The organism is Arthrobacter sp. R3-55, assembly GCF_054161505.1.
In genome coordinates, this window is sequence record NZ_CP096423.1 from 1826022 (window position 1) to 1851738 (window position 25717).

The 25717-nt window shown below is 63.3% G+C and carries 21 protein-coding genes and 2 tRNA genes; 17 read left to right on the forward strand and 6 right to left on the reverse strand.

Translation table 11 applies throughout. The features are described 5' to 3' along the window. Positions 1-23: 23 nt before the first annotated feature. A complete protein-coding gene (gene metG, locus M1D51_RS08540; protein ID WP_458109205.1) occupies positions 24-1583 on the forward strand; it encodes a methionine--tRNA ligase in 1560 nt (519 codons plus the stop codon). Between the two features lie 101 nt (positions 1584-1684). Here metG and M1D51_RS08545 read toward each other — a convergent pair whose 3' ends face one another. The 4 genes from M1D51_RS08545 to M1D51_RS08560 form a co-directional block, all read right to left on the reverse strand. Next, positions 1685-4153: an ABC transporter permease gene (locus M1D51_RS08545; RefSeq protein WP_458109206.1), complete on the reverse strand. Its 2469-nt coding sequence runs from the start codon at positions 4151-4153 to the stop codon at positions 1685-1687. Positions 4154-4155: 2 nt separating this feature from the next. After that, the gene (locus M1D51_RS08550; protein ID WP_458109207.1) at positions 4156-4950 is read right to left on the reverse strand and encodes an ABC transporter ATP-binding protein; all 795 of its coding nucleotides are present in this window, start codon (positions 4948-4950) and stop codon (positions 4156-4158) included. An 88-nt stretch (positions 4951-5038) separates the two neighbouring features. Then, on the reverse strand, positions 5039-5752 hold the full coding sequence (locus M1D51_RS08555) for a response regulator (protein WP_172325441.1): 714 nt from the start codon (positions 5750-5752) through the stop codon (positions 5039-5041). 3 nt (positions 5753-5755) lie between these two features. Beyond that, positions 5756-6940 carry a sensor histidine kinase gene (locus M1D51_RS08560; RefSeq protein ID WP_172325442.1) on the reverse strand — a complete coding sequence of 395 codons (1185 nt, stop codon included), beginning with the start codon at positions 6938-6940 and terminating at the stop codon, positions 5756-5758. A gap of 124 nt (positions 6941-7064) precedes the next feature. Here M1D51_RS08560 and M1D51_RS08565 point away from each other — a divergent pair, with 124 nt between their 5' ends. From M1D51_RS08565 to M1D51_RS08610, 10 genes are all read left to right on the forward strand, one after another. Next, on the forward strand, positions 7065-8117 hold the full coding sequence (locus tag M1D51_RS08565; RefSeq protein ID WP_458109208.1) for a 3-isopropylmalate dehydrogenase: 1053 nt from the start codon (positions 7065-7067) through the stop codon (positions 8115-8117). Positions 8118-8236: 119 nt separating this feature from the next. After that, a complete protein-coding gene (locus M1D51_RS08570) occupies positions 8237-9349 on the forward strand; it encodes a branched-chain amino acid aminotransferase (RefSeq protein WP_172325444.1) in 1113 nt (370 codons plus the stop codon). A 422-nt stretch (positions 9350-9771) separates the two neighbouring features. After that, positions 9772-10572 (forward strand): MBL fold metallo-hydrolase, encoded by an 801-nt coding sequence (locus tag M1D51_RS08575; protein WP_458109567.1) that lies wholly within the window; start codon positions 9772-9774, stop codon positions 10570-10572. A 23-nt stretch (positions 10573-10595) separates the two neighbouring features. Then, entirely contained in the window at positions 10596-11372 is a 777-nt protein-coding gene (locus M1D51_RS08580; RefSeq protein ID WP_458109209.1) for a fumarylacetoacetate hydrolase family protein, read from the forward strand. Between the two features lie 125 nt (positions 11373-11497). After that, positions 11498-13018, forward strand: a complete 1521-nt coding sequence (gltX, locus tag M1D51_RS08585; RefSeq protein WP_458109210.1) for a glutamate--tRNA ligase — start codon at positions 11498-11500, stop codon at positions 13016-13018. 16 nt (positions 13019-13034) lie between these two features. Continuing rightward, positions 13035-13772 (forward strand): HAD family hydrolase, encoded by a 738-nt coding sequence (locus M1D51_RS08590; RefSeq protein ID WP_458109211.1) that lies wholly within the window; start codon positions 13035-13037, stop codon positions 13770-13772. A gap of 147 nt (positions 13773-13919) precedes the next feature. After that, a tRNA-Gln gene (locus M1D51_RS08595) sits at positions 13920-13991 on the forward strand. 126 nt (positions 13992-14117) lie between these two features. After that, positions 14118-14193: transfer RNA gene (locus tag M1D51_RS08600), tRNA-Glu, on the forward strand. A 106-nt stretch (positions 14194-14299) separates the two neighbouring features. Further along, positions 14300-16081, forward strand: a complete 1782-nt coding sequence (locus M1D51_RS08605; RefSeq protein ID WP_458109212.1) for a dynamin family protein — start codon at positions 14300-14302, stop codon at positions 16079-16081. Further along, positions 16078-17697 (forward strand): GTPase, encoded by a 1620-nt coding sequence (locus M1D51_RS08610; protein ID WP_458109213.1) that lies wholly within the window; start codon positions 16078-16080, stop codon positions 17695-17697. The genes M1D51_RS08605 and M1D51_RS08610 overlap by 4 nt, the downstream gene beginning before the upstream one ends. Before the next feature lie 27 nt (positions 17698-17724). Here M1D51_RS08610 and M1D51_RS08615 read toward each other — a convergent pair whose 3' ends face one another. Both M1D51_RS08615 and M1D51_RS08620 read right to left on the reverse strand, forming a co-directional pair. Continuing rightward, positions 17725-18261 carry a DUF1697 domain-containing protein gene (locus M1D51_RS08615; RefSeq protein ID WP_458109214.1) on the reverse strand — a complete coding sequence of 179 codons (537 nt, stop codon included), beginning with the start codon at positions 18259-18261 and terminating at the stop codon, positions 17725-17727. Positions 18262-18269: 8 nt separating this feature from the next. After that, a complete protein-coding gene (locus tag M1D51_RS08620) occupies positions 18270-18989 on the reverse strand; it encodes an IclR family transcriptional regulator (protein ID WP_014922101.1) in 720 nt (239 codons plus the stop codon). A gap of 122 nt (positions 18990-19111) precedes the next feature. Here M1D51_RS08620 and leuC point away from each other — a divergent pair, with 122 nt between their 5' ends. The 6 genes from leuC to M1D51_RS08650 all read left to right on the forward strand — a co-directional run bounded on the left by leuC (position 19112) and on the right by M1D51_RS08650 (position 25687). Next, on the forward strand, positions 19112-20563 hold the full coding sequence (gene leuC, locus M1D51_RS08625) for a 3-isopropylmalate dehydratase large subunit (RefSeq protein ID WP_458109215.1): 1452 nt from the start codon (positions 19112-19114) through the stop codon (positions 20561-20563). Positions 20564-20573: 10 nt separating this feature from the next. Continuing rightward, positions 20574-21182 carry a 3-isopropylmalate dehydratase small subunit gene (gene leuD / locus M1D51_RS08630; RefSeq protein ID WP_026540234.1) on the forward strand — a complete coding sequence of 203 codons (609 nt, stop codon included), beginning with the start codon at positions 20574-20576 and terminating at the stop codon, positions 21180-21182. A gap of 209 nt (positions 21183-21391) precedes the next feature. Continuing rightward, complete coding sequence (gene murA / locus M1D51_RS08635) at positions 21392-22717, forward strand: UDP-N-acetylglucosamine 1-carboxyvinyltransferase (protein WP_172322915.1); 1326 nt, start codon at positions 21392-21394, stop codon at positions 22715-22717. An 11-nt stretch (positions 22718-22728) separates the two neighbouring features. Then, complete coding sequence (locus tag M1D51_RS08640) at positions 22729-23502, forward strand: lysophospholipid acyltransferase family protein (RefSeq protein ID WP_172322914.1); 774 nt, start codon at positions 22729-22731, stop codon at positions 23500-23502. Then, on the forward strand, positions 23499-24551 hold the full coding sequence (locus M1D51_RS08645) for an NAD(P)H-dependent glycerol-3-phosphate dehydrogenase (protein WP_458109216.1): 1053 nt from the start codon (positions 23499-23501) through the stop codon (positions 24549-24551). Before M1D51_RS08640 ends, M1D51_RS08645 begins: the two co-directional genes overlap by 4 nt. Further along, the gene (locus tag M1D51_RS08650) at positions 24551-25687 is read left to right on the forward strand and encodes a D-alanine--D-alanine ligase family protein (RefSeq protein WP_172322912.1); all 1137 of its coding nucleotides are present in this window, start codon (positions 24551-24553) and stop codon (positions 25685-25687) included. Before M1D51_RS08645 ends, M1D51_RS08650 begins: the two co-directional genes overlap by 1 nt. The last annotated feature ends 30 nt before the right edge of the window (positions 25688-25717 follow it).

Genomic DNA, 25717 nt, shown 5'->3' on the forward strand with positions numbered 1-25717 from the left:
CCAAAAAAAGGTAACTTCTTAGAGTGACGTCTCCAGAGAAATCCCCGTTCTACATCACCACTGCAATCAGCTACCCCAACGGCGTGCCGCACATCGGCCACGCCTACGAGGTCATTGCCACTGATGCCATGGCGCGCTTCAAGCGCCTTGACGGTCATGAAGTGTTCTTCATGACCGGAACGGACGAGCACGGACTCAAGATGCAGCAGTCTGCCGAGAAGGAAGGCATCACTGCCAAGCAGCTCGCGGACCGCAACTCCGCGGCCTTCCAGCAGATGAGCAAGGACCTGGGCATCTCCCACGACCGCTTCATCCGCACCACCGATCCCGATCACTATGCCGCTTCCCAAGCCATTTGGAAGAAAATGGAAGCCAACGGCGACATCTACCTGTCCAAGTACGAGGGCTGGTACTCCGTCCGCGACGAGGCCTACTACGTCGAGGACGACACCGTTGTGAAGGAAGACGGGCTCCGCTACTCCAAGGAGACGGACACCCTGGTCACCTGGACCGCGGAGGAAAGTTACTTCTTCCGGCTCTCCAACTACCAGGACAAGCTCCTTGCCTTGTATGAGGAACAGCCTGAGTTCGGCGCGCCGCAGTCCCGCTTCAACGAGGTCATCAGCTTCGTCAAGCGCGGCCTGGAGGACCTGTCCATCAGCCGCACCACCTTCGACTGGGGTGTTCCTGTTCCGGGCGATGAGAAGCACGTCATGTACGTCTGGGTTGACGCCCTGACCAACTACCTGACCGGCGTTGGCTACCCGGACATCGAGTCGGAGTCCTTCAAGAAGTTCTGGCCTGCCGATGTCCATGTGATCGGCAAGGACATCTCGCGTTTCCATGCGATCTACTGGCCGGCGTTCCTCATGAGCGCCGGACTGGAGCTGCCCCAACGCGTCATGATCCACGGCTTCCTCACCAACAACGGCGTCAAGATGTCCAAGTCCCTTGGCAACGTCGTGGCACCGCAGGACTTCGTAGCCCAGTACGGCCTGGACCAGTGCCGGTACTTCTTCCTCCGCGAAGTTCCTTTCGGTGCGGACGGCAACTACAACCACGAGGCAATCGTGGGCCGGATGAATTCGGACCTCGCCAACAACTTCGGCAACCTTGCCCAGCGTTCGCTGTCCATGGTGGCGAAGAACTGCGAAGGCAAGGTTCCGGTGCCCGGCGCCTTCACTGCCGAGGACACTGCCTTGCTGGCGCAGGCGGGGGAGTTGCTGGAAACAGCCCGCTCGGCTTTCGACAAGCAGGAATTCAGCCGGGCGCTGGAAGCCATCTGGACGGTACTGGGCGATACCAACGCCTACTTCGCGGATCAGGCCCCGTGGGTTCTGCGGAAGACCGACATCGAGCGTATGAACACGGTCCTGTACGTCACTTTGGAGGTAGTGCGGATCGTAGCGATCCTCGCCCAGCCGGTCATGCCGTCGTCGTCAGCCAAGCTGCTTGAGGTGCTTGGCCAGGCTGAGGGTGAGGCCAGGCAGTTCGCCGCGATCGCCACGCCGATCGTTGCGGGCACGCAGTTGCCGGCACCAGGGCCGGTCTTCCCCCGCTATGAAGAGCCCGCGGAGGCGTAAACCCTCTCCCACCTAACGGGTATAAATAAGAAACGCTCTCTCACTTCCTGCCGGGAAGTGGGAGAGCGTTTCTTATTTCAGGGGGATAGGTGGAAGAGGGTCTAGGCGGTAGCCAGTCCCTCCACCGGGGACAGCCGCGCCGCCCGCCGGGCCGGGATGACCGAGGCCAGGAGCCCTGCCACCACAGCCACGCCAAAGACGGCGGCCAGTTGCAGCCACGGTACGGCCGGAACAACACTCGCCACCCCGCCAAGGGTTGCCTGTGCTCCGAGCCAGCCGTAGACGATGCCCATGCCCGCACCCATGATGGCGGCAACGCCGGCGACCAGCACGGCCTCGATGGCCAGCATTCCGCGGAGCTGGCCCCTGGTGAGTCCCAGCGCCCTGAGGAGCGAGTTCTCGCGGGTCCGTTCAAGGACCGAGAGCGACAACGTGTTGGCCACACCGATCAAGGCGATGACCACGGCCACCCCCAGCAGCCCGGTGACAACCAGTAGCAGCACGTCAATGATGCTGTTGAACGTCACCCGCTCGATGGCGGCCCCACTGACCGTGCGCTCCTGCACGCCCAATGCGGCAGCAATGTCCTTCTGGAGGGCCTGCACCCTGTCTGTTGAGACCGAATCATCCAGTTTCACCCACACCATGGAGGCGGTTTCCGGCAGCGGGGAGGCAGGGATGCTGGAGCTCTCCACGAACGCCGGGACGTGGCGTGTGCGCAGTACCTTGGCATCAAGGGAAACGCTGCCTGTCGTCGTGGTGACGGTGGCAGGTCCTTGCGGAGAGTCCTCCGGAAGGTAGAGGGTTCCGGGGCCCGGCTTCAGGTTGTTATCGCGCAGAACTTCCGCTGCATCGGCGGCGGAGAGGGCGTAGATGGTCTGGCCGCCGTCGGGCGTGGTTGGATCGCTGAGTGTTCCCACCGGTGCCAGCAGGACGGCCGTTCTGACGCCGTCGAGCCCTTTGATCCGAGCCAAAGCCTGCCCGTGGTCCCCTGAACCATCCACCGCAGTTTGCGCGGAAAGGTCAACGGGGTAGTTCTCGGCGAGGGTGTCATTGAACGCCTGCCGCGAGGTGGCCGCGCCCGTCATCATGAGCGAGACCAAGGTGACGCCGATCAGCAATGCAGCCGCGGTCGCAGAGGTGCGGGCAGGGTTGCGTGTGGCGTTCACGGCGGCGAGCTTGCCCGGCACTCCTGCAGGTGCGGCGAGGCGCCCGGCCAGGGCAACCACTGTGGGTATGAACAAGGTAGAGCAAAGGAGGATACCCACAAACGAGGCAGCTCCGCCCAGCAGGGCAACACCGAGCGAGACGTTCACGCTGCCGTACACCAGCGCCGCGGCGCCGCCCAGCAGTGCTACCAGACCCAGGGCCAAGCGGACTTTGCCCCGTTTGTTCCGAACGGACGCGTCATCGCTGGGCCGCAGGGCCGCAAGGGGCGCGACGGCGGTGGCCGCCTTTGCGGGAACCAGCGCCGCGACCACGGTCAGCAACGTTCCGGCCACCAGTCCGGCAATGACGGCCGACGGCGGTACCGCCAACGTAGCAAAGGCCTGCTCCGGCTGGGACTTGGCCCAGGCAATCAACGCCGTCATCAGACCTGTGGCTGCAAGGACGCCCAGCACCGAGGAAAGGAAACCGACCACCAGGGCTTCGAGCATCACTGAGCCACGGATCTGACCCCGGCCTGCTCCCAGGCACCGAAGAAGCGCCAGCTCCCGGGTCCGCTGGGCCACCAGAACGGAGAAGGTGTTGGCCACCACCAGTGTGGAGACAAGGATGGCCACGCCGGCGAATGCGAGCAACACGATGGTCAGCTGGTCCTGCCCGGCGCTCAACATGGCCACTGTGGAGGTGACCTTCTCCTGGGCCGTTTCCAGCACAGGCGCGGCAGCTCCCGCAGCTTCCATGCGATGGGTGATGTACTCCTTGGCCGCGGCTACGTCCTCGCCGGACCTGAGCGAGAACTGCACCCCGCTAAAACCGGCGCCGGCGTCCTGGACCGCGTTCAGGACCGATTCCGAGGCCACCAACTGTGCGGCCGAGGACGAGAAAGGATCATTGGTGGCCTGAATAAGGCCGCTAATGCTGACTTTGGCTGTCTTGACAGGTCCAGCGCCGCGGAGCTCAAGCAAGCTCCCCACAGTCAGGCCAAGATGCTCAGCGGTTTTGACGTCGATCACTGCCTCGGATGCCTTTGACGGCATGGAGCCGGACGTCAAGACTGCCCCCTCCAGGGACGCGGGGGCTGCATTGCGCAGCCGCCCATACTGCTCCCCGCCACCTGCCTCGAACATGACATAGGTGGATCGTTCCGCGTAGCTGTCCTCCACCGCAGGAGCGGACGCGGCAGCCTCCACCGCTGCCTGGGTGAACGGTTCACCGTTCTTGGAGGTGGCAACCAGATCAGCGTTGCGGTACGCCTCACCGATACTGGCCCCCAACGAGGCATTCGTGCTCGCGCCCACCATCAGCGTGGCGGAGAGGAACATGACGGACAACATGACCGCCAGCCCGATGGCAATGAACCGCCGGAAATGCGTCGTCAATTGGGAAACGGCAACACGCAGCATGCTCAGGCCCCCAGCTTGCCGAGGGCTGCCAGGACGGAGTCCGCGGTGGGATCGTGAATCTCGCCCACCAGCCCGCCGTCGCTCATCAGGACCACGCGGTCCGCATAGCTGGCGGCCACGGGGTCATGGGTAACCATGATGATGGTCTGCCCCATCTCCTGGCTGCTCCGGCGGAGCAGAGCCAGTACTTCGCCCCCGGCTTTGGAATCAAGGTTGCCGGTGGGCTCATCACCAAACACGACGTCGGGACGGGTCAACAGGGCACGGGCTACTGCCACTCGCTGCTGTTGGCCGCCGGAAAGCTCATGGGGGCGGTGCTTGAGACGGTCCTTCAGACCCAGGGTACTGACAACGGTATCCAGCCACCCGGCGTCGGCGGTGGTCCCGGCCAGAGCGAGCGGAAGCGTGATGTTTTGCTCAGCGGTCAGGGTGGGCACCAGGTTGAAGGCCTGGAAAACGAAGCCGATCCTCTCGCGGCGGAGGGCGGTGAGCTGTCGGTCGTTCAGGCCCGTCAACTCCGTGCCGCCCAGGACGATCCGGCCGGAGTCGGCAGTATCGAGACCGGCAAGGCAATGCATCAACGTGGACTTGCCCGAACCGGAAGGACCCATGATCGCGGTGAACTTTCCGGCGTCAAAGCTCACCGAGACCTTGTTCAGGGCGGTGACAGTAGTATCCGCGCGGCCATAGCTCTTGGTCAGCTCGTGGGCCTCGACCGCAGGGCGGGCGTGCCCATCACCGGAGCCTGCTGGGTGATCGGTTCCTGACGGGTGGGAGAGGGGCGTGAAGGTTGTCATGGTTTCACGCTACGTTTTGCCGTGCTCCTTCTGGATCGGGCCAGGGGCCCATCCTGCAGCAAAGGCCCTCATACCGTGGTCTGAGGTGCTAGGACCCCGGGGCTACGACGCCGGTCTCATAGGCGATGACCACCACCTGCACCCGATCCCGGGCACCGAGCTTGGCAAGGATATGGCCCACGTGGGTTTTCACCGTGGCTTCGGAGAGGAACAGCCCGGCTGCGATCTCGGGATTGGACTGTCCCTGGGCGATGAGTTCGAACACCTCGCGCTCGCGGGTCGTCAGGCGCTCGACGGCGGCAGCATGCCCGGACTGTTCCGGCGTCTGCGTCCTCAGCAATGGTGCCACGTGGTCCAGCAACCGCCGGGTGGTGGAAGGTGCTATTACCGCGTCCCCGCGGTAGACGGTGCGGATCGCTTCCAGGAGTTCTTCGGGTGGGGCGTCTTTGAGGAGGAATCCACTGGCGCCGGCTTGGATGGCTGCAAGCGCGTACTCGTCCAGGTCGAACGTAGTGAGCACCACGATTTTGACTTCCGCGCGCTGGGAGCCGGAAGGCTGCGCTGCGGCCTGCTCCAGGATGCGGCGTGTGGCTTCAATGCCGTCCATCCCGGGCATGCGGACATCCATCAGGACCACATCGGCCGTAGTGGCGGCCAGCGCCTGGACAGCTTCGATTCCGTTGCCGGCTTCGGCTACCACTTCGAGGTCCGGCTGCGAATTGATCAGCATGCCAAAGCCCGAGCGGACCAACTGCTGGTCGTCAACGAGTGCCACCCTGATGGGCGCAGGAACTTCTGGCATGGCTTAGGCCTCCGAATACGGGATAAAAGCGGACACGCGGAACCCGCCGCCCTGTTCCGGGCCTGCGGTCAAGGAACCATCGTAAAGGGAGACTCTTTCACCCATTCCCAGCAACCCGTTGCCGCCGCCGGGCGCCGGGGGATCAGCAGCGGCTCCACGGCCGTCGTCGACGATGTCCAGCTGCAGGCCCCGGGCCTGCCAACTCAAGGTGACTGCCGCCTTTGCTTGCGGGCCGGCGTGCTTCATGACGTTGGTGAGGGCTTCCTGAATGATGCGGTAGGCCGTCAGCTCCGCCCCGGCAGGAAGTGCGCGACGCGGGACCCCGTTCTGCTCAAAGGCCACCTGGAGGCTGGCGGCCCGGAATCCGAGGAGCAGTTCGTCCAGGTCTGAGAGCCGTGGTTGCGGGCGGGTAGGGGAGTCGTCGTCGGAGCGGAGGACCCCCAGCAGCCTGCGCATTTCGCCCAGGGAGTCCCGACCGGTGGCGGCAATCGTGGCCAGCGCTTCAGTGGCGAGTTCGGGCTTTGCGGCCGCAGCGTAGCGGGCTCCATCGGCCTGGGTGATGATCACGGACAAGGAGTGCGCCACGATGTCGTGCATCTCGCGGGCAATGTGGGAACGCTCATCCGCGGCGGCCAGTTTCCGTTCCTGCAACTGCTCTACTTCGAGGCGCCGGGTCCGGTCTTCCAATGCCTGGAGTTGCAGCCTGCGCACGCGCGTAAGGTCGCCCAGGGTCCAGCTCACCAGCACCAGCATCCAGATCAGGACCGTGTACAACGTGCCGATGGTCAGGCCCATGATTCCCGACTCCACCGTGGTCGAGAACAACCTGGTGGTGAGCATGACGCCGCCTGCAAGCCCTGCAATCAGGACACTACGGCTGGCCCACGCAGGTCCATAGGCCGCGGTCGCGTAGATGACCAGTGGCACGGCGATTTGGCCCGCCACGGGTTCGGCCCCCACCGCCCATTGAATCAGGCACACAACGATGACGGCACCGGCCGCCAAAGCAGGCCGGGTGCGCCGCCAGGCGAGGGGGAGAAGGAGGCTGCAGGACAACAGCGAGAGCCAGGGACGATCAGCGATCAAATAGACCGGGCCGAAGAGGAGGATCAGCAGGCACGTTGCCGTCAGGTCAACAATGAAGCGGTTGATCCGGAACCATTCGTATACTGCGTGCCTTCTATCCACGCTTAGACTCTATGCGGTGGTTCCCGCTGCGGGCATCATGCCGTGGTCTGACTCGTTCACCTTCCAGTGTTCGCAGAATGAGACGATTTTGACCAGCATGTGGATTGCTTGGCTAGATAGAGCTATGAGTGCAACGTCCATCAATCTCGCTGTCATCCCTGGCGACGGCATTGGCCCTGAGGTCATCGCCGAAGCCGTCAAGGTCCTCGAAAAGGCCGTAGCCGCCGAAGGCGTTGCCCTTGAACTGACCAATTACAAGCTCGGTGCCCAGCATTGGCTTGAAACAGGCGAGACCCTGCCGGACGAGGTCCTGGCGGATCTGCGCACCCGCGATGCCATCCTCTTTGGCGCAGTGGGCGCGGCCCCTGGCGATACCCGCATTCCTTCCGGCATCATCGAACGCGAGATGCTGCTCAAGCTCCGCTTCAGCCTGGACCACTATGTAAACCTGCGGCCCTCCCGTTTGTACGGCACAGTCGGCAGCCCCTTGGCCAACCCCGGTGCCATCGACTTCATCGTGGTCCGTGAAGGTACCGAGGGTCCCTATGTGGGCAACGGCGGCACCCTGCGCGGCGGCACGCCCCACGAGGTTGCAACGGAGGTTTCCCTGAACACGGCACACGGTGTGGAGCGCGTCGTCCGTGATGCCTTCCGCCGCGCCAGCGAGCGTCCCCGTAAGCACGTCACGCTCGTCCACAAGCACAATGTGTTGGTCTTCGCCGGGCACTTGTGGAAGCGGACGGTCGAGGCCGTGGCCCAGGAATTCCCCGAGGTCACCCACGATTATCTCCACATTGACGCCGCCACCATCTTCATGGTCACCGATCCCTCCCGCTTCGATGTCATCGTGACCGACAACCTGTTCGGCGACATCCTCACCGACCTCGCCGCTGCCATTACCGGCGGTATTGGCCTGGCGGCATCGGGCAACATCAACATGGACCGGACGGCACCGTCCATGTTCGAGCCCGTCCACGGCTCAGCTCCGGACATCGCCGGACAGCAGAAAGCCGACCCCACTGCGGCCATCCTCTCCGCGGTGCTCCTTCTGGACCACCTTGGCTACACCACGGCGGCCCGCAAGATTGAAGCGGCAGTAGTCGCCGACGTCGAAAGCCGCACCGGTTCGGCACGCAGCACAGCTGCCATTGGCGATGCCATCGCTGCCGCACTTTAGGCCCAATTCTCAGGCGTAAGCTTGTGTTGAATTATTTACCTGCTTCCTTGGTCCATCGCTGAACCACACCCTTTTTCGGGCCCGGTTCGCCCTGCCAGGTAGCTGACTGTGGAGGAAACATGACTCAGACTGCCCATGGCGTCGAATTCAGCCAGCAGCTTTCGGAAACCCCGAAGTCTGCTGAGGAGCGTGCAGCCGTCCTGGCGAACCCGGGCTTCGGCGACTACTTCACCGACCACACCGCCGTCGTTGACTACAAGGTTGACGCCGATGGAAATGGCGGTTGGCAGAATGCCCGGATCGAGCCTTACGGACCCATCTCCCTGGACCCCTCGGCTGCGGTCCTGCATTACGGCCAGGAAATCTTCGAGGGCCTGAAGGCCTACCGCCACGCTGACGGTTCCGTGTGGACCTTCCGGCCCGAAGCCAACGCAGCCCGGTTGAATAAGTCGGCGCGTCGCCTGGCCCTGCCGGAGCTGCCCGAGGAGTACTTCCTCGGTGCCATCCGCGAACTGGTGCAGGCTGATAAGGAATGGGTTCCTTCCGGTGACGGTGAAGCCCTCTACCTGCGCCCGTTCATGATCGCCACGGAGGCGTTCCTGGGTGTGCGTGCTGCCCGGGAAGTGTCCTTCCGCGTCATCGCTTCTCCTGCCGGGAACTACTTCGGCGGCGAGCTCAAGCCCGTGTCCATTTGGATCTCGCGCGAATACGCCCGTGCTGGTCGTGGCGGTACTGGTGCGGCCAAGTGCGGCGGCAACTACGCAGCTTCCCTGATCGCGCAGCAGGAGGCCGAAGCGAACGGCTGCAAGCAGGTACTTTTCCTGGACCACTTCAACGACGACGCCGTGGAAGAACTCGGCGGCATGAACGTCTTCTTCGTCATGAAGGACGGCTCCCTGGTAACCCCCGCACTGAGTGGCACCATCCTTGAAGGCGTCACCCGCATGTCCGTCATCCAGGTGGCCAAGGACATGGGCCGTGAAGTCACCGAGCGCAAGATCACCCTGGATGAGTGGCGCGACGGCGTTGCCTCCGGTGAGATCACCGAGGTCTTCGCATGCGGCACGGCAGCTGTGATCACGCCGATCGGTGTGCTCAAGGACGCCACCGAATTCATCGGCTCCGAGGACGCGAAGGCCGGGGAAACCACCATGGCCATCCGCCGGCAGCTCCTGGGCATCCAGACCGGAACCGTCGAGGACACCCACGGCTGGCTGACCCGCCTGGTCTAGCCGCCGGAACTTCGCGAGACACCACGCACGACGGCGGCCCTTCCTCTTGGTAACCAAGCGGAAGGGCCGCCGTTCTGCTGTGACGGACGCTCTCCCACATCCCGCGGCCTTAGACGGGTCCCTCTCTCACTTCCCGGGGGTTTGACGCGGACGCTCTTGCAGGTCCCTCGGGTTTGACGCGGACGCTCTTGCAGGTCCCTCGGGTTTTGAGCCACACGTTCTTGCCGCTTCCGGTCAGGCCCATGGATGGGCGACGGCGGCACCGTGGTGAGGCGACGACGTCGAGCCTGACTGTGAGGCCTGGGATGTGCAAGAGGGGCGGGCTGGAGGGGGTGGGATGTGGGAGAGGGTCGGACTTGGAGGGGGTGGGATGTGGGAGAGGGGCGGTTCAGTGCCAAGATGGGAGCGTGACTTCAGAATCAATGGCGACGTCCGCCAACTCTCCCGGCGATGACGGCTCGTCCCTGCAACGCAGCAGCGACCTCACTCGCTTCCGGTTGGCCCCCAACCCGGGCCCTATGAGCCTGGACGGCACCAACTCCTACATCATCGGGACTCCGGGTTCGGGCCATGTAGCCATAGTGGACCCCGGCCCTGAGGACGAGGCGCACCTCGCTGTGCTTGCCTCAGCCGGAGTTGTGGACGTGGTACTGATCACCCACCGGCATGCTGACCATACTGAGGCCTCTGCACGCTTCCATGAGATGACCGGTGCCCCCGTTCGTGCTGCGTTGCCGGAGCATTGCCACGGCGGCGAGCCGCTGGAAGATGGTGAAATCCTCACCGCGGGCGGCGTGGAAATCCGCGTAGTCGCCACCCCTGGTCACACATCCGACTCCCTGTGTTTCCATCTCCCGGATGACGGTCCGCACGGATCTGTTCTCACCGGCGACACGATCCTGGGCCGCGGGACAACCGTGCTGGACTATCCCGACGGCCGGTTGGGCCAGTACCTTGCCAGCTTGGACAGGCTGGAAGCGATAGGGGCCGCGACGCTGCTGCCCGCACATGGCCCCGTGCTTCCGGCTTTGGACAATAAGTGCCGCGAGTACCGGGACCACCGCGAGCAGCGCCTTGACCAGATCAGGGCGGCACTGAAGCACTTGGGCAGTGACGCGGCGATCGCGGAAGTCACCGACGCCGTGTATCCCGACGTCGACCCATCTGTCAGGTGGGCCGCTGAGACATCCGTTGCTGCCCAACTGGATTACCTCCGAAGCTGAACCCGGACGGTAGGCTTGGGCCCATGCGTATCGCCCGGTTTGTAGTTGATTCTGATCCCCTTTACGGCGTTGTTGACGGTGAGCCCGGTAGTGAGGAAATCACTGTCATCAACGGCGACCCCTTCTTTAATGGCGTCGAACGTACCCATGTGAAGCACAAGCTCGAGGACGTCCGGCTCCTGGCGCCGATCATTCCCCGCAGCAAGGTCATTGGCGTCGGACGTAACTTCGCTGAGCACGCAGCGGAACTCGGCAACGAAGTTCCCCAGCAGCCCTTGTTGTTCCTGAAGCCGAACACTTCGGTGATCGGACCGAACGACCCCATCATCCTTCCGGAGTTCTCTGATGAGGTCTCCTTCGAAGCTGAGCTGTGCGTTGTCATCGGCCGCATCTGCAAGGACGTCCCGGAAGACCGCGTGGACGACGTCATCTTTGGTTACACCTGTGGCAATGACCTCACTGCCCGTGATGTCCAGAAGACCGACCTCCAGTGGGCGCGTGCCAAAGGGTTCGACACCTCAGCTCCGCTCGGCCCGTGGATTGAAACAGACCTCGACCACGAAGACCTCGCCATCCAGGGACGCCTCAACGGTGAACTCCGCCAGGACGGCAGCACCAGCCAGATGATCCGTGGCGTCCGCGAACTCGTCTCGATCGTTTCGCACGCGTTCACGCTGCTCCCCGGCGATGTCATCATGACCGGTACGCCCTCCGGCGTCGGCCTGGTCAGCGAGGGCGACCGCTTTGAGGTTGAGATTGAAGGCATCGGACGGTTGTCCAACCCGGTGGTTCGCCGCTAACGCAGCGCCACTGGAACATCGTGCCCGACGGCGGCACGCGCCTTTCGTACACGAGGTGAGTGCCGCCGTCGGGCGCTTTAAGGCGGAAAACCGACGCGGTGCCAAGCGGTAAAGTTGGAACTACTATGACTACTGCTTCTGCGTCGAACGCTGCCTCCAGCGCCATCCCTGCCGTCAACGCCGAGACTCCGGTCCGCGTCCGTTTTTGCCCGTCGCCCACGGGAACTCCGCACGTTGGCCTGATTCGTACCGCCCTGTTCAACTGGGCATATGCGCGCCACACCGGCGGCAAGCTGATTTTCCGCATCGAGGACACGGACTCTGCCCGTGACAGCGAGGAGAGCTACCACCAATTGCTGGACGCTCTTAAGTGGCTCGGCATCAACTGGGATGAGGGCGTAGAGGTGGGCGGCCCGCACGAGCCGTACCGCCAGTCCCAGCGTGGCGGGATCTACCAGGATGTCATCGCCAAACTCAAGGCCGGCGGTCACGTTTACGAGTCCTACTCCACGCCGGATGAAATCGAAGCCCGCCACAAAGCCGCCGGCCGCGATCCGAAACTCGGCTATGACGGGTTCGACCGCCACCTGACCGAGGAGCAGTTGGCGCAGTTCAAGGCTGAAGGACGCGAGGCTGTCCTGCGTCTGCGCATGCCGGACGAGGACCTGACCTTCAATGACCTCGTCCGCGGCGAGATCACCTTCAAGGCCGGCTCCGTGCCCGACTTCGCAGTGGTCCGCGCGAATGGCGCCCCGCTGTATACGTTGGTGAACCCGGTGGACGACGCACTCATGGGGATCACCCACGTCCTTCGCGGCGAGGACCTCCTGAGCTCCACTCCGCGACAGATTGCGTTGTACCGTGCGCTCTACGCGATCGGCGTGGCCGAGTACATGCCGGAGTTCGGGCACCTGCCCTACGTGATGGGCCAGGGCAACAAGAAACTCTCCAAGCGAGATCCCGAGTCGAGCCTGTTCCTGCACCGCGAGCGTGGCTTCATCCCCGAAGGCCTGCTCAACTACTTGTCGCTGCTCGGATGGTCCCTGAGCGCGGACGAGGACATTTTCACTGTTGAGCAACTCGTGGCCAGTTTCGACATCCATGATGTTTTGGGCAACCCGGCACGCTTCGATATCAAGAAGGCCGAGGCCATCAACGGAACGCATGTCCGCATGCTGGCTCCGGAAGACTTCAAGGAGCGGCTGGTCCCTTATCTCCGCGCTGCCGGTTTCGTAGGGGAGATCCTCACCCCGCGCCAGGAAGAGATTCTTGCCGAAGCAGCCCCGCTGGTCCAGGAGCGCATCACGCTCCTGGGTGAGGCTCCGGAGATGCTGGCGTTCCTCTTCAAGGCCGACGACGCCATTGACGTGGCGGATGACGCCCGGAAGGGGCTCCCTGCCAATCTGGACGAGGTCCTCGACGCTGCCCTGGCCGCGCTTGAGCCGATCGGGGACTGGACTGCCGAGAACATCCAGACTGCCCTGAAGCAGGCACTGGTGGAGGACTTGGGAATCAAGCCTCGTGCCGCCTTCGGGCCCGTTCGCACGGCCATCTCCGGCCGCCGCATTTCCCCGCCGCTGTTCGAGTCCATGGTGATCCTGGGCAAGGATTCTTCCTTGGCCCGAGTTCGCGCCTTCCGCGGCTAAAAGGGCGGCTTCAGTCATGGTTATCTCAAGTTCCTTCGGCACCATCCGCGGTGTTCTCTTCGACATCGATGACACCCTGGTGGACCTTGAGTACGCCATGACCACTGCATTGCGTGACGTCAGCGAGCATCTCCTGCCCGGCCTTGACCAGGCCGGGTGGGTGAAGTTCGGCCGCATCTTTACTCACGAGACCACGCATTTCTATGATCGTTATCTGGCCGGTGAGCTGACCTTTAATGAACAGCGGCTGCTTCGCGGCAGGGCTGCCCTGGGGCACTTCGGTGTGGAACTTGGTGAAGGCGAAGAGTCCCACGCCTGGGTTTCCGAGTATCACCAGCGCCAGACGGCTTATGTGAGGGCATTCGACGACGTCGAAGGGGTCCTCGATGCCCTGGACGCCGCCGGCATTCCCTACGGAGCCGTCAGCAACAACGTGCACGACTACCAGCGCGCCAAACTGGACGGCGCAGGTCTTTCCCGCATCAAGGTGCTCGTGGGCACCGATACTGTGGGCGTGCCGAAGCCGGATCCTGCCATTTACCTCGAGGGCGTGCGCCTTCTGGGCACGTCGGCGGGGGAGACCCTTTACGTCGGGGACAACAGGCTGCTCGATGCTGATGGCGCCTCAGCGGCGGGGCTGATTGGCGTATGGCTCAACAGGACCGGTGAAGTAGTTGAGGAGTTCACCGGGCGCCAAGTGGACTCCCTGACGCGGTTGCTGATGGCGGCGCCGGCAGTCGCTGATACTCACTGATTCACGACTGAAATCATGTGATGCAGGTAACGGCTTCTCGATTTGTGCAGGTGGCAAGACTCCGGTAGAGTCATTACTCGTGCTGAGGGGCACGGAGGGAAAAGCTGAGGGAAACCAAAGCTGGGAACTCCGGCCTGATAGTCACTTTGGGATATGGTGTAATTGGCAACACTACGGTTTCTGGTACCGTCATTCTAGGTTCGAGTCCTGGTATCCCAGCTCTGAAAATCCGCGTGAACACGCAGGAATTTCGGAAGTTCCGGTCGCTGAAGCGATTTGGAGCGAAGCTGAAAGTGTGAAATACTCATTCAGCTTGATCGCCGGAAACGGTGATAAAAAGTGCAAGGCCCCATCGTATAGCGGCCTAGTACGCCGCCCTCTCACGGCGGTAACGCGGGTTCGAATCCCGCTGGGGTCACCACCGAATCCCCCGGAACAACTGTTCCGGGGGATTTCTTTTTGCCTCCGTTTTGCACATAAGCACTGGCCAGCGCCCCGGAGGGGGATCGGACTGGCATGATGATGCTGTGACCGCAAACGAAGACCCGGCAGCTACCCGGCAAACCCCCGTACCCCAAGGTGCGGCACGCGCCGTCGAGGCCTTGGAAGCTGCCCGCGCGGAATTGGCGGAAACCACACTGCCGCTGGCCGTGCCGGAGGCGCAGGAAGCCCGCCAATGGATACGCGAATCACTTGCGCAGCTCGATGACTATGTGATTCCCCGGTACCGCAGCTTGGATGCTCCTCTGCTGGCCGTCGTCGGGGGTTCCACGGGGGCGGGAAAGTCCACGTTGGTCAATGCGCTGGTGGGTTACCCCGTCACCAGGTCAGGTGCCATCAGGCCCACCACACGCCAACCCATCCTCCTGCATCATCCCCGGGACGCCGAATGGTTCGAAGGACACCGGATTCTTCCCAGCTTGGATCGTATCCGGGGCACCGTGTCGTCCAATCCGGTGCCGGCCAATCAGGCAGGCGCCGCTCCGGACGCCCAGGCCATCACCTCTTTGGTATTGGTGGGGCATGACTCCGTGCCGCAGGGCATCGCGCTCCTGGATGCTCCGGATGTCGACTCGATCTCGGATGACAACCGCAGGCTCGCCGGACAATTGCTCGCTGCCGCTGACCTTTGGGTGTTTGTCACCACCGCAAACCGCTACGCCGACGCCGTTCCTTGGCGGCTGCTCCTGGATGCGGCGTCGCGCGACATCACCGTAGCCGTGGTCCTGGACAGGGTGCCGCCTGCGGCGGAAGAAGAAGTCAGGGCCGACCTCAAGGCCATGCTTGACCGGCAGGGACTCGGGGCTGCGGAGCTTTTTGTGGTGCCGGAAAGCGCCTTGGACGGGCTGGGCATGCTGCCGGAAGAATCGGTGGAAGGGCTGCGACAATGGCTCGGAGCCTTGGCAGCGAATGCAGCAGGCAGGGCGGAGGTCGCCCGCCGGACGCTAAATGGAGCTGTCAAAGCCGTCAGCGTCCGCTTGGAGGGCATCGCCGAGGCGGCGTCAGCCCAGGATGCGGCTGCTCATGAGCTCCGGGCTATCTGCGTCCAGGAGTATGAGCAGGCGCTTTCCCGCATCCTCGAAGCCACCAAGGACGGTGCGCTGCTTCGGGGAGAGGTGCTGGCACGGTGGCAGGACTTTGTGGGCACCGGAGAGTTCTTCCGGGCCTTGGAGCAGAACATCGGGCGGATGCGGGACCGGGTGGGGGCATTCTTCCGGGGTGAACCGGCTCCTGCTGTGAAGGTGGAGACCGCCATTGAGACCGGACTGCAGGCAGTGATCCTGGATGAAGCAGCCAACGCGGCGGAGAACGTGGACAGGCGGTGGAGATCCGAGGCTGCCGGACGTCACCTCCTTGGTGCCGACGACCTGTCCGGAACGAGCGAGGGCTTCGATGCCAAGTCCGCCGCCGGCATTCGGTCTTGGCAGGAAGGGCTGATGGAGATGATCCGCACCCAGGGCCAGGGGAAACGAACCCAGGCCCGCTGGTTGTCCTTTGGCGTCAACGGACTGGGCGCTGCCCTCATGGTGGTGGTGTTCTCCATGACTGCGGGCTTGAGCGGACTCGAGATTGGAATCGCCGGCGGCACGGCAGTAGTTGGCCAGAAGCTGCTGGAGGCCGTGTTCGGCGAGGATGCTGTGCGTCGCCTTGCACAGCAAGCCCGGGATGACCTGCACACGCAGTGCCAGCGGCTATTGGATGATGAACGGCAGCGTTTCCTGGACCGCCTTGAAGCGGTGCATCCGCGTTCCGGGAACCAGTTGGCCGGACATGCCAAGACCCTGCGCCGCTTGGCAGGAGCCGCATGAGCCGCCACGGCCAGGTCCGCGAGGCCTCCCAGTTGCAGCGCAGGCTGGAGGCCCTTAATACGGCCCGCGAACTCGCAGAAGGCGTGCTTCCGGAGGAGAACCTTCAATCGGTCTACGAGGTCTTGGAGCGAGCCACCTCCAGGCGCTCCTTATCGGCCGGACACACGGTGGTGGGATTTTTTGGGGCTACCGGGAGCGGGAAGTCCTCTCTGTTCAATGCCGTGTCAGGAAGCGACCTCGCAACAGCGACGGCGCGGCGCCCCACCACCTCGGCGCCGCTGGCGGGAATATGGGGTGAGGAGGGCAGCGGCCCGCTGCTCGACTGGCTCGATGTCAAGGAACGCCACGCGCTGCCCTCGGTCCCCGGGTTGGCTGACGCGGACACTGGCTTGGTGCTTTTGGATTTGCCGGACTTCGACTCCACCAGGGCGGAGAACCGGGAGATTGCCCAGCGGATGACAGGCATGGTTGATGTCCTGGTGTGGGTTCTTGATCCCCAAAAGTACGCTGACGCCGCGGTGCATAACGACTTCCTTCAGCCCATGGCTTCCCACGGGGCCGTCACCTTGGTTGTCCTGAACCAGGTGGACAAGCTCAGTGCGGCCGACGCTTCTGCAGTCATGGAGTCCCTGAAAGGCATCCTGGAACGTGACGGTCTGGGCAAGGTGCGTGTGGTCGGTGCATCTGCCGTAACAGGCACCGGCGTACAGGACGTCCGTGCGGCCATCAGGAACGTCGTGGTCCAACGGGAAGCAACAACGCGCAGGCTCGCGGCCGACGTCGCCAAAGCCGGCACGGAACTTGCCGGGGCATCCGGTGAAGGTGAAGCCCGTGGCATCACTGCAGGGGCCACAGCGCGGCTGGCCTCTGAATTGGCGACGGCGGCCAACGTGCCGGTGGTGGTGGACGCCGTCCAACGCTCTTTCAAGAGGGAATCGGCCCGAAGAACGGGGTGGCCGGTGACGCGCTGGTTGCTGCGCTTCCGTCCGGACCCTTTGCGGAGGCTGAACCTGGGGCGTGAGGATACCCGGCCCGATCTCAGCCGGACATCCTTGCCGCCTGCCGGTGCGCCGGAGCGGGCACGAACCGATGCTGCGGTCCGGGATTTCGCGGACGAAGCGTCAGCGGGTGCTCCCGGGCCTTGGCGGGCAGCCATCCGCGCTGTGGCGAGGGACGGCAGGGAACAGTTGCCTGATGCTTTGGACCAGGCCATAGCCGGCACGGACCTGAAGACAACGCAGCGGCCGCTGTGGTGGGTGCTGTTTAACACGTTCCAGTGGCTGGCACTGGTGCTGGCCGTTGGAGGCCTGGGCTGGCTGGGGATCCTGGCAGCGCTGGGCTACTTCCAGATGCCTGTGCCCGAGGTGCCGCGGACGGAGGGATGGCCTTGGCCGACCTTGATGGTGGCCGGGGGAGTCCTGCTGGGAATCGTCCTCGCCATTGCCGGCCGGATCGTGGGCGGATGGGCGGCCACGCTACGGGCCTCCCGGGCCGGGAAGCGGTTGAAGACCGCAGTGGCGGCCGTTGCCGGGCAAAGGATCGTGGAACCGGTGGACGTCGAGATCACGCGGCTGAAGGCGTTCAATGCAGCGCTGAAGGTGGCACGTTCTGCCTAGGAGCTTAGAGGCTGAAGAACGCTGAGCCTAGAGGGCTGCTGCCGCATCCCTGACTTTGATGAGGGTGCGCAGGTTCCTGGTGGTAGTGCCGGCTTTGTATCGTGCCTTGGCGGAAAGCTTGCTGAAAGGGCTCTCAAGCGTGCCGCCGGCAGGGGCCAGCCACGCCGACGCCTCCGGGCCCAGGCGCGCCTGTTCCACACCGCCCAAGGCTTCGCCGGCCTCAAAGAGCTCATCCAGCATCGCTGTATCGGATGCCAAGGTGATGTAAGTGTGCGTGGATTTGTCCTCAGCTGGGTAAGGGCAGGCGTCAACCAGTTCGCCCACGCGGGCCGCGGAGAGCACCACCACCCAGGCGTCGTAGCCGAACGTCTTCCGCAGGCATTCCTCGAACTGCTTTTTGACCTCCTGAGCGTTGAGTTCGCTCTGCAGCACCACGTTTCCGCTGGCTAGAAGGGTTTTGACCTTGGTAAACGGGTAGTCCTGGAGGGCAGCTTTGAGGTCCGCCATCTTGATGTTGATGCCACCCACATTGATGCCGCGCAGGAAGACGGCGTAGTTGCCCATGCCGATCCTTAGTCGTTGTTCTTCCGCAGGGCTTCGGTCAGCACCCGTGCGGCATTGCAGACTACTTCGGCGTGCAGGCGGCCCGGCTGGCGGGTGAGGCGTTCAATCGGACCTGAGATGGAGACAGCGGCAATGACCCTGCCGGACGGTCCGCGGACGGGGGCCGAGACTGAGGCGACCCCAGGCTCGCGTTCGCCGAGGCTCTGACCCCAGCCCCGGCGTCGTACTCCTGCCAGGACGGTGGGCGTAAAGCGGGCGTTTTGCAGCCCTTCAAGGAGGCGGTCGTGATCTTCCCAAGCCAACAGGACCTGGGCGGCGGAGCCTGCTTTCATGGACAGTTGGGTTCCCACCGGAATGGTGTCGCGCAGGCCGATGGGACGTTCTGCGGAGGCGACACAGACACGCCAGTCGCCCTGCCGGCGGAAGATCTGGGCACTTTCACCAGTAGCGTCCCGCAGCTGGATTAGGACCGGTCCGGCGGAGGCGATCAGCCGGTCTTCACCGGCAGCGGACGCGAGCTCCACCAAGCGGCTGCCAAGCACGAAGCGTCCCTGGATGTCGCGGCTCACCAAGCGGTGGTGGACCAGCGCCAGCGCAAGCCGGTGAACCGTAGGCCGGGCAAGGCCCGTGGCCGCTACAAGTTGCGCGAGTGTCGTGGGCCCGGCCTCGAGCGCATCGAGTACCTGGGCCGCTTTATCAATGACACCGACTCCACTAGAATTGTCCATGTAATGATATTGCCGTCTCAATATCTGAGATGCAAGTTCTTTCGCTGGCCTATTTCGCAGCGATGCTGCTTCAGTGGACAAAGAACAACGCAACAAGCCAACGCAGTGAAGGGAGCAAGGCCGTGGGAAAGACACTGGCCGAGAAAGTCTGGGACGCGCACGTGGTGCGCAAAGGTGAAGGCGAAGGAGCCAACGCCCAGCCCGATCTTCTCTTCATCGACCTTCACCTGGTTCACGAAGTGACCTCACCGCAGGCGTTCGAAGGCCTGCGGCTGGCCGGGCGGCCCCTGCGCCGCGTTGACCTCACCATCGCAACCGAGGACCACAACACTCCCACGCTGGACATCGACAAGCCAATTGCCGACCTCACCAGCCGCACCCAGATTGAAACCCTGCGCGCCAACTGCAAGGAATTCGGCGTGCGCCTCCACTCGCTGGGGGACAAGGAACAAGGGATTGTGCACGTTGTGGGCCCGCAGTTGGGCCTGACCCAGCCCGGTATGACCGTGGTCTGCGGCGACTCCCACACCTCCACCCATGGAGCCTTCGGCGCGCTGGCCATGGGCATTGGTACTTCCGAGGTGGAACACGTCATGGCCACCCAGACGCTGTCCCTGAAGCCGTTCAAAACCATGGCCATCAACGTTGAAGGCACCTTGCGTCCCGGCGTGAGTGCCAAGGACATCATCCTGGCGGTCATCGCCAAGATCGGCACCGGCGGCGGCCAGGGCTATGTCCTGGAATACCGGGGCTCGGCCATTCGCGCCCTGTCCATGGACGCGCGCATGACCATCTGCAACATGTCCATCGAAGCCGGTGCCCGCGCCGGCATGGTGGCCCCGGACCAGACCACCTACGATTACATGCAGGGCCGTCCGCATGCGCCGGAGGGCGCTGACTGGGACGCCGCCGTCGAGTACTGGAACACGCTCCACACTGACCCCGACGCCACCTTTGATGTTGAGGTGGACCTGGACGCGGACACCCTGGAACCCTTCGTGACCTGGGGTACCAACCCCGGCCAGGGCGTTTCCCTCTCGGCCAAGGTGCCCTCCCCGGAAGACTTCGGCGACGAGAACGCCAAGGCTGCGGCCGAGCGTGCGCTGCAGTACATGGGACTGGAAGCCGGTACGCCCATGAAGGACATCCGCGTGGATACGGTCTTCCTGGGCTCCTGCACCAATTCCCGCATCGAGGACCTCCGTGCCGCTGCGGACATCATCCGCGGCCGTGAGAAGGATCCCAAGGTCCGCATGCTGGTGGTTCCCGGTTCGGCCCGTGTCCGATTGGAAGCCGAAGCCGAGGGCCTGGACAAGGTGTTCAAGGAATTCGGTGCCGAGTGGCGCTTTGCCGGATGCTCCATGTGCCTGGGCATGAACCCGGACCAGCTGGAGCCGGGAGAGCGTTGCGCATCAACATCCAACCGTAACTTCGAGGGCCGCCAAGGCAAGGGTGGCCGCACGCACTTGGTCTCACCCGTCGTCGCCGCCGCAACCGCTGTGCGTGGAACGCTGAGCTCGCCATCGGATCTTGAGTCCGCCTCGGCCGCCAGCCTGACCGGAACCGCAGTCTAGGAGGATCATCATGGAAGCATTCACCACCCACACCGGCATCGGCGTGCCACTGCGCCAAAGCAACGTGGACACCGATCAGATCATCCCCGCGGTGTACCTCAAGCGCATCACGCGAACCGGCTTCGAAGATGCCCTGTTTGCCGCCTGGCGCAAGGATGAGTCCTTCATCCTCAACCAGGCCCCGTTCAACGCCGGTTCCGTCCTGGTGGCCGGTCCGGACTTCGGGACGGGTTCCTCCCGTGAGCATGCTGTCTGGGCACTGAAGGACTATGGTTTCAAAGCCGTACTGTCTTCCCGCTTTGCCGATATCTTCCGCGGAAACTCCGGCAAGCAGGGCCTGCTGGCCGCCCAGGTGGCGCAGGACGATATTGAACTCATCTGGAAGGTGCTGGAGAACGCTCCCGGCACCGAGGTCAAGGTTGATCTGGTGAGCAAAACCGTGGAGTGCGGCAACGTTGTGGCTCCGTTCGACATTGATGACTACACCCGATGGCGGCTGCTGGAAGGCCTTGATGACATCGGCCTGACCCTGCAGCACGAAGAAGACATCACGGCCTATGAAGCTACCCGGCCATCCTTCAAGCCGAAGACGCTTCCCGCCAAGGTCGAGGCTGGATAACGCCTTCAGCCAAGGCTGCAGAGCTATGGATTGCTGACCGGTGGACACTCTGGGGGAGTGTCCACCGGTCCTTTTTCGTCAAGGGCCAATCGATGCCTGAAACGTGCCGCGGAAGGTGCGTCCATTTCGGTTCGGTAACGCAAGCTTCTATGCTTAGCTGGAGCCTTTGTAAGTTTGGGGGGCGAGTAGTCGTGAGGAAACCGGTATAGATGAGTAGTGTTCTGACAATCCGCGGTGGCGTCCCGTTAACTGGACGAGTGACCGTTCGCGGTGCCAAGAACCTGGTGCCCAAGGCCATGGTGGCGGCGTTGCTGGGCAGCGAACCATCGGTGCTGAGGAACGTGCCGGAAATCAAGGATGTAGAGGTTGTCACCAGCCTCTTGAAGCTGCACGGTGTGACAGTCGTGAAGGATCCGGTCACGGGGGACCTTACCCTGGATCCCAAGGACGCCAAGACGGCTTCCAGTACAGCCATTGACGCCCACGCCGGGGATTCCCGTATACCCATCCTGCTGTGCGGACCCCTGATCCACGCCATCGGCGAGGCCTTCATCCCTGATCTGGGTGGCTGCAAAATTGGCGACAGGCCCATCGACTACCACCTGAACGTGCTGCGCCAGTTCGGTGCAGTGGTGGAGAAGCGCCCTGGTGGCATCCACATCTCGGCACCGCACGGCCTCCACGGAGCCAAAATTTCCCTCCCGTATCCTTCGGTTGGTGCCACTGAGCAGGTGCTTCTGAGCGCCACTCGGGCCGAAGGCATCACTGAACTCATTGGTGCCGCCACTGAGCCGGAGATCATCGACCTCATTGCGGTCCTGCAGAAAATGGGTGCCATCATCAGCGTCCAAACGGACCGCACCATCAGGATTGAAGGCGTCAAGGATCTTCGCGGGTACAACCACCGTGCTCTTCCGGACCGCAACGAGTCCGCGTCCTGGGCGTCCGCTGCATTGGTGACCCGGGGCGACATCTTCGTTGAAGGCGCCTCCCAGCGGGACATGATGACTTTCCTCAATACCTACCGCAAAGTGGGCGGCGGGATGGACATCGGCGACGACGGCATCCGCTTCTACCACCAGGGTGGCAAGCTCTCGCCGCTGGTCTTGGAGACGGACGTGCACCCAGGCTTCATGACGGACTGGCAGCAGCCGTTGGTAGTGGCCCTGACGCAGGCCGAGGGGGTTTCGATTGTTCACGAGACCGTTTACGAGAACCGGTTCGGCTTTACTGATGCTTTGGCCCGGATGGGCGCAAACATCCAGGTGCACCGCGAGTGTTTGGGCAGTGTCCCGTGCCGGTTCGGGCAGCGGAACTTCCTTCACTCCGCCGTCATTTCAGGACCCACCCCGCTCCGTGGCACCGACATCGATATCCCGGACCTTCGGGGCGGCTTCAGCCACCTTATTGCGGCACTGGCAGCCACCGGTACCTCCAGGGTGACCGGCATCGACATCATCAACCGCGGTTACGAGCGCTTCACCGAAAAGCTGGCCGGCCTGGGCGCCGACTTCGATATCACCACCACCAAGTAGCGGGGGATCCTTTGAAGGAATCGGCCAAGAGCCGTGCCACGTTCATGCTGCTGGCGGGCCTGGCGCGCCCCTTGATGAACCTTCTGATGGCCAAAAAGTGGGAAGGTGTTGAAAACCTTCCACCCGGTGGCTTCATCGCTGTGCCAAACCACTGCACCGAGATCGACCCCATCGTTATCGGACACATGGTTTACAACCAGCAACGGCCACCACACTTCCTGGCGAAGAAGGGTCTTTTTAAAGTGCCTGTGCTCGGGAGCTTGTTGGATGCAACCAAGCAGATACCCGTTGAACGCTCGACGGCGGGAGCGAACCGCTCACTGCAAGTCGCCAAAGAAGTGGTGGATGCCGGCGGTGCCATCATCATCTATCCCGAAGGCACCCTGACCCGGGACCCGGATCTGTGGCCCATGAAGGGCCACACAGGAGCTGCCAGGCTCGCGCTCCAAACAGGCGCGCCTGTTGTCCCCATGGCACACTGGGGTGCGCAGGACGTCTTCCCGCGTTATGCCAAGCGCTTCCACATTTTCCCGCGCAAGACAGTGCGGGTCCTCGTCGGGAAACCGGTGGACCTCAGTGCTTTCGCGGACCGGCCGATGGACCGCGCCACCCTGACTGAGGCAACAGAGGTGATCATGGATGCCATTACCGGGCTCCTGGCGACCCTTCGCAACGAGCCCGCACCGGCCGAGCGCTGGGATCCGGCTGTTCACAAACAGTCAAAGCACGGCCGTTTCGTAGAGCGCGGATCCTCCGATGCGCCGGAACCCGAGGAAGGTAAATGACCATTCTTCAGAGCCCTCCCCAGGTCCCGGACATCGTGGCGGTTTTGGGTGCCGGATCGTGGGGCACCACGTTTGCCAAAATCCTTGCCGATGCGGCAGCGGCCGCCGGCGTTGAGCGAAGCATCCGGATCTGGGGCCGACGTCCCGAGGTGGTGGAGCAGATCAATTCGCTGCATCGCAATACTCAGTACCTGAAAGACATTGAGCTCCCCGAAACCGTCACCGCGTCCACGGATGTGGCCAAAGTACTGAAGGACGCCGCCTTGGTGGTGCTCGCTGTTCCCGCCCAATCCTTGAGGCCACAACTGAGCGAGTGGAAGCCGCTACTGGCCCCCGATGCTGTGGTGGTATCCCTGATGAAGGGATTGGAGCTGGGGACCGACGCCCGGATGAGTGAGGTCATTGCGCAGGAACTGGGCCTTCCCGCATCCCGGGTAGCAGTGGTTTCCGGTCCCAATCTGGCGATGGAGATTGCCAGGGAGCAACCCACGGCCTCTGTGGTTGCTTGCAGCGACGCCGATACCGCCGCTGCCATTGCTCTGTCCTGCACGGCACCCTATTTCCGGCCATACACCAGCACGGATGTTGTGGGTGTGGAAATCGGCGGGATCGTCAAGAACGTCATCGCCCTTGCTGTGGGCATCTGCGAAGGCCGGCAGATGGGCGACAACACCAAGGCCTCGGTCATTACCCGGGGACTTGCCGAGACCTCGCGGCTCGCCCTGGCCCTCGGCGGTGAAGCCCAGACCATGGCCGGCCTGGCCGGCTTGGGCGACCTTGTGGCCACCTGTTCATCGGCGTTATCGCGCAATCACACCGCGGGCCGCCTGCTCGGCGAGGGACTCAGCCTGGAAGAGGTCGCAGAACAAATGACGCAGACCGCCGAAGGCATTAAGTCCGGCGCCGCCGTGCACGAGCTGGCCGGAAAATTGAACGTTGAAATGCCCATTACGGCAGCCGTGGTAGCGGTGCTGGAAGGCAGAATGTCCGTAGATGACCTGGGACCGCGTTTGCTGGCCCGGGCACTGAAGTCCGAAGGCGACTACTGATGGTGATTGATCACTCCACCCCCGCGACGAACCGTCCCCGAGTAGCTGTTCTTTTCGGCGGGCGCTCCAGCGAACATGCCGTCAGTTGCGTCACAGCCGCCGGCGTCATGGGAGCCATCGACAAGAACAAGTACGAGGTCATTCCCATTGGCATCGCAAAATCGGGGCAATGGGTCCTGGCCTCGGGCGACACCAGCGAATGGTCCTTGAGCTCGGCAGCGCTTCCCGAAGTGGCGCCATCGGGAAAGACCGTTACCTTGGCCGAAGTGGGTGGCGAACACCAGTTGATCGTGACCGAGCCCAACGCCGTCCCGCAAGAGCTGGGATCCGTGGATGTGGTGTTTCCGCTGCTTCATGGTCCGTGGGGCGAGGACGGAACCATCCAAGGCCTCCTGGAACTCTCCGACACCCGCTATGTAGGTGCCGGCGTCCTGGCCTCCGCGGTGGGGATGGACAAGCACTTCATGAAGGTGGTGTTCGAGGCTGCCGGCCTCAGCGTTGGACCCTACATCGCAGTGACTGATCGCGAATGGCTGACAGATGCCGAGGCTGTCCGAAAGCGCGTGGACAAGCTCGGGTTCCCTGTGTTCGTCAAGCCCGCCCGCGCCGGTTCGTCCATGGGAATCTCCAAAGTGGATTCCCTGGAGGGGCTGGATGCGGCAATAGAAGAAGCCCGGCGGCACGATCTCAAGCTGGTGATCGAAGCCGGCATTGTGGGCCGCGAAATTGAATGCGCCGTCCTTCAGGGACGTGGCACCGACGCGCCCCGCACCTCAATGCCCGGTGAAATTGCGGTAGCAGCCGGGGAGCACCAGTTTTATGACTTTGCCGCCAAATACGTTGAAGACGGTGCGGCCGCTCTGAGCTGCCCGGCCGATATGCCGGAAGAAGCCATCAGCCGGGTCCGCGATCTGGCTGCCGTGGCTTTCGATGCCGTCGGAGCCGAGGGCCTGAGCCGCGTGGACTTTTTCTACACCCCCGCAGGCGAACTGGTCATCAACGAGATCAACACCATGCCCGGTTTCACGCCAAAAAGCATGTACCCGCAAATGTGGGCGGCATCAGGCCTGTCTTACGGCGAGCTGATCGATGAACTTATTCATCTGGCCTTGACCCGGAAAACCGGCCTGCGCTGACGGGCGGCCCGTGGGCCGGTACAACTTGCA

Excerpts from the sequence above, each read along its gene's own strand:
- M1D51_RS08580 (WP_458109209.1), top strand. The coding sequence starts at position 10,596 with ATGCGTATCGCCCGGTTTGTAGTTGATTCTGATCCCCTTTACGGCGTT.
- M1D51_RS08615 (WP_458109214.1), bottom strand. The coding sequence starts at position 18,261 with ATGGGCAACTACGCCGTCTTCCTGCGCGGCATCAATGTGGGTGGCATC.
- M1D51_RS08555 (WP_172325441.1), bottom strand. The coding sequence starts at position 5,752 with ATGCCAGAAGTTCCTGCGCCCATCAGGGTGGCACTCGTTGACGACCAG.
- M1D51_RS08590 (WP_458109211.1), top strand. The coding sequence starts at position 13,035 with ATGGTTATCTCAAGTTCCTTCGGCACCATCCGCGGTGTTCTCTTCGAC.
- M1D51_RS08565 (WP_458109208.1), top strand. The coding sequence starts at position 7,065 with ATGAGTGCAACGTCCATCAATCTCGCTGTCATCCCTGGCGACGGCATT.
- gltX (WP_458109210.1), top strand. The coding sequence starts at position 11,498 with ATGACTACTGCTTCTGCGTCGAACGCTGCCTCCAGCGCCATCCCTGCC.
- M1D51_RS08650 (WP_172322912.1), top strand. The coding sequence starts at position 24,551 with ATGGTGATTGATCACTCCACCCCCGCGACGAACCGTCCCCGAGTAGCT.
- M1D51_RS08550 (WP_458109207.1), bottom strand. The coding sequence starts at position 4,950 with ATGACAACCTTCACGCCCCTCTCCCACCCGTCAGGAACCGATCACCCA.
- M1D51_RS08620 (WP_014922101.1), bottom strand. The coding sequence starts at position 18,989 with ATGGACAATTCTAGTGGAGTCGGTGTCATTGATAAAGCGGCCCAGGTA.
- leuD (WP_026540234.1), top strand. The coding sequence starts at position 20,574 with ATGGAAGCATTCACCACCCACACCGGCATCGGCGTGCCACTGCGCCAA.
- M1D51_RS08645 (WP_458109216.1), top strand. The coding sequence starts at position 23,499 with ATGACCATTCTTCAGAGCCCTCCCCAGGTCCCGGACATCGTGGCGGTT.
- M1D51_RS08570 (WP_172325444.1), top strand. The coding sequence starts at position 8,237 with ATGACTCAGACTGCCCATGGCGTCGAATTCAGCCAGCAGCTTTCGGAA.
- M1D51_RS08545 (WP_458109206.1), bottom strand. The coding sequence starts at position 4,153 with ATGCTGCGTGTTGCCGTTTCCCAATTGACGACGCATTTCCGGCGGTTC.
- M1D51_RS08575 (WP_458109567.1), top strand. The coding sequence starts at position 9,772 with ATGGCGACGTCCGCCAACTCTCCCGGCGATGACGGCTCGTCCCTGCAA.
- murA (WP_172322915.1), top strand. The coding sequence starts at position 21,392 with ATGAGTAGTGTTCTGACAATCCGCGGTGGCGTCCCGTTAACTGGACGA.
- M1D51_RS08610 (WP_458109213.1), top strand. The coding sequence starts at position 16,078 with ATGAGCCGCCACGGCCAGGTCCGCGAGGCCTCCCAGTTGCAGCGCAGG.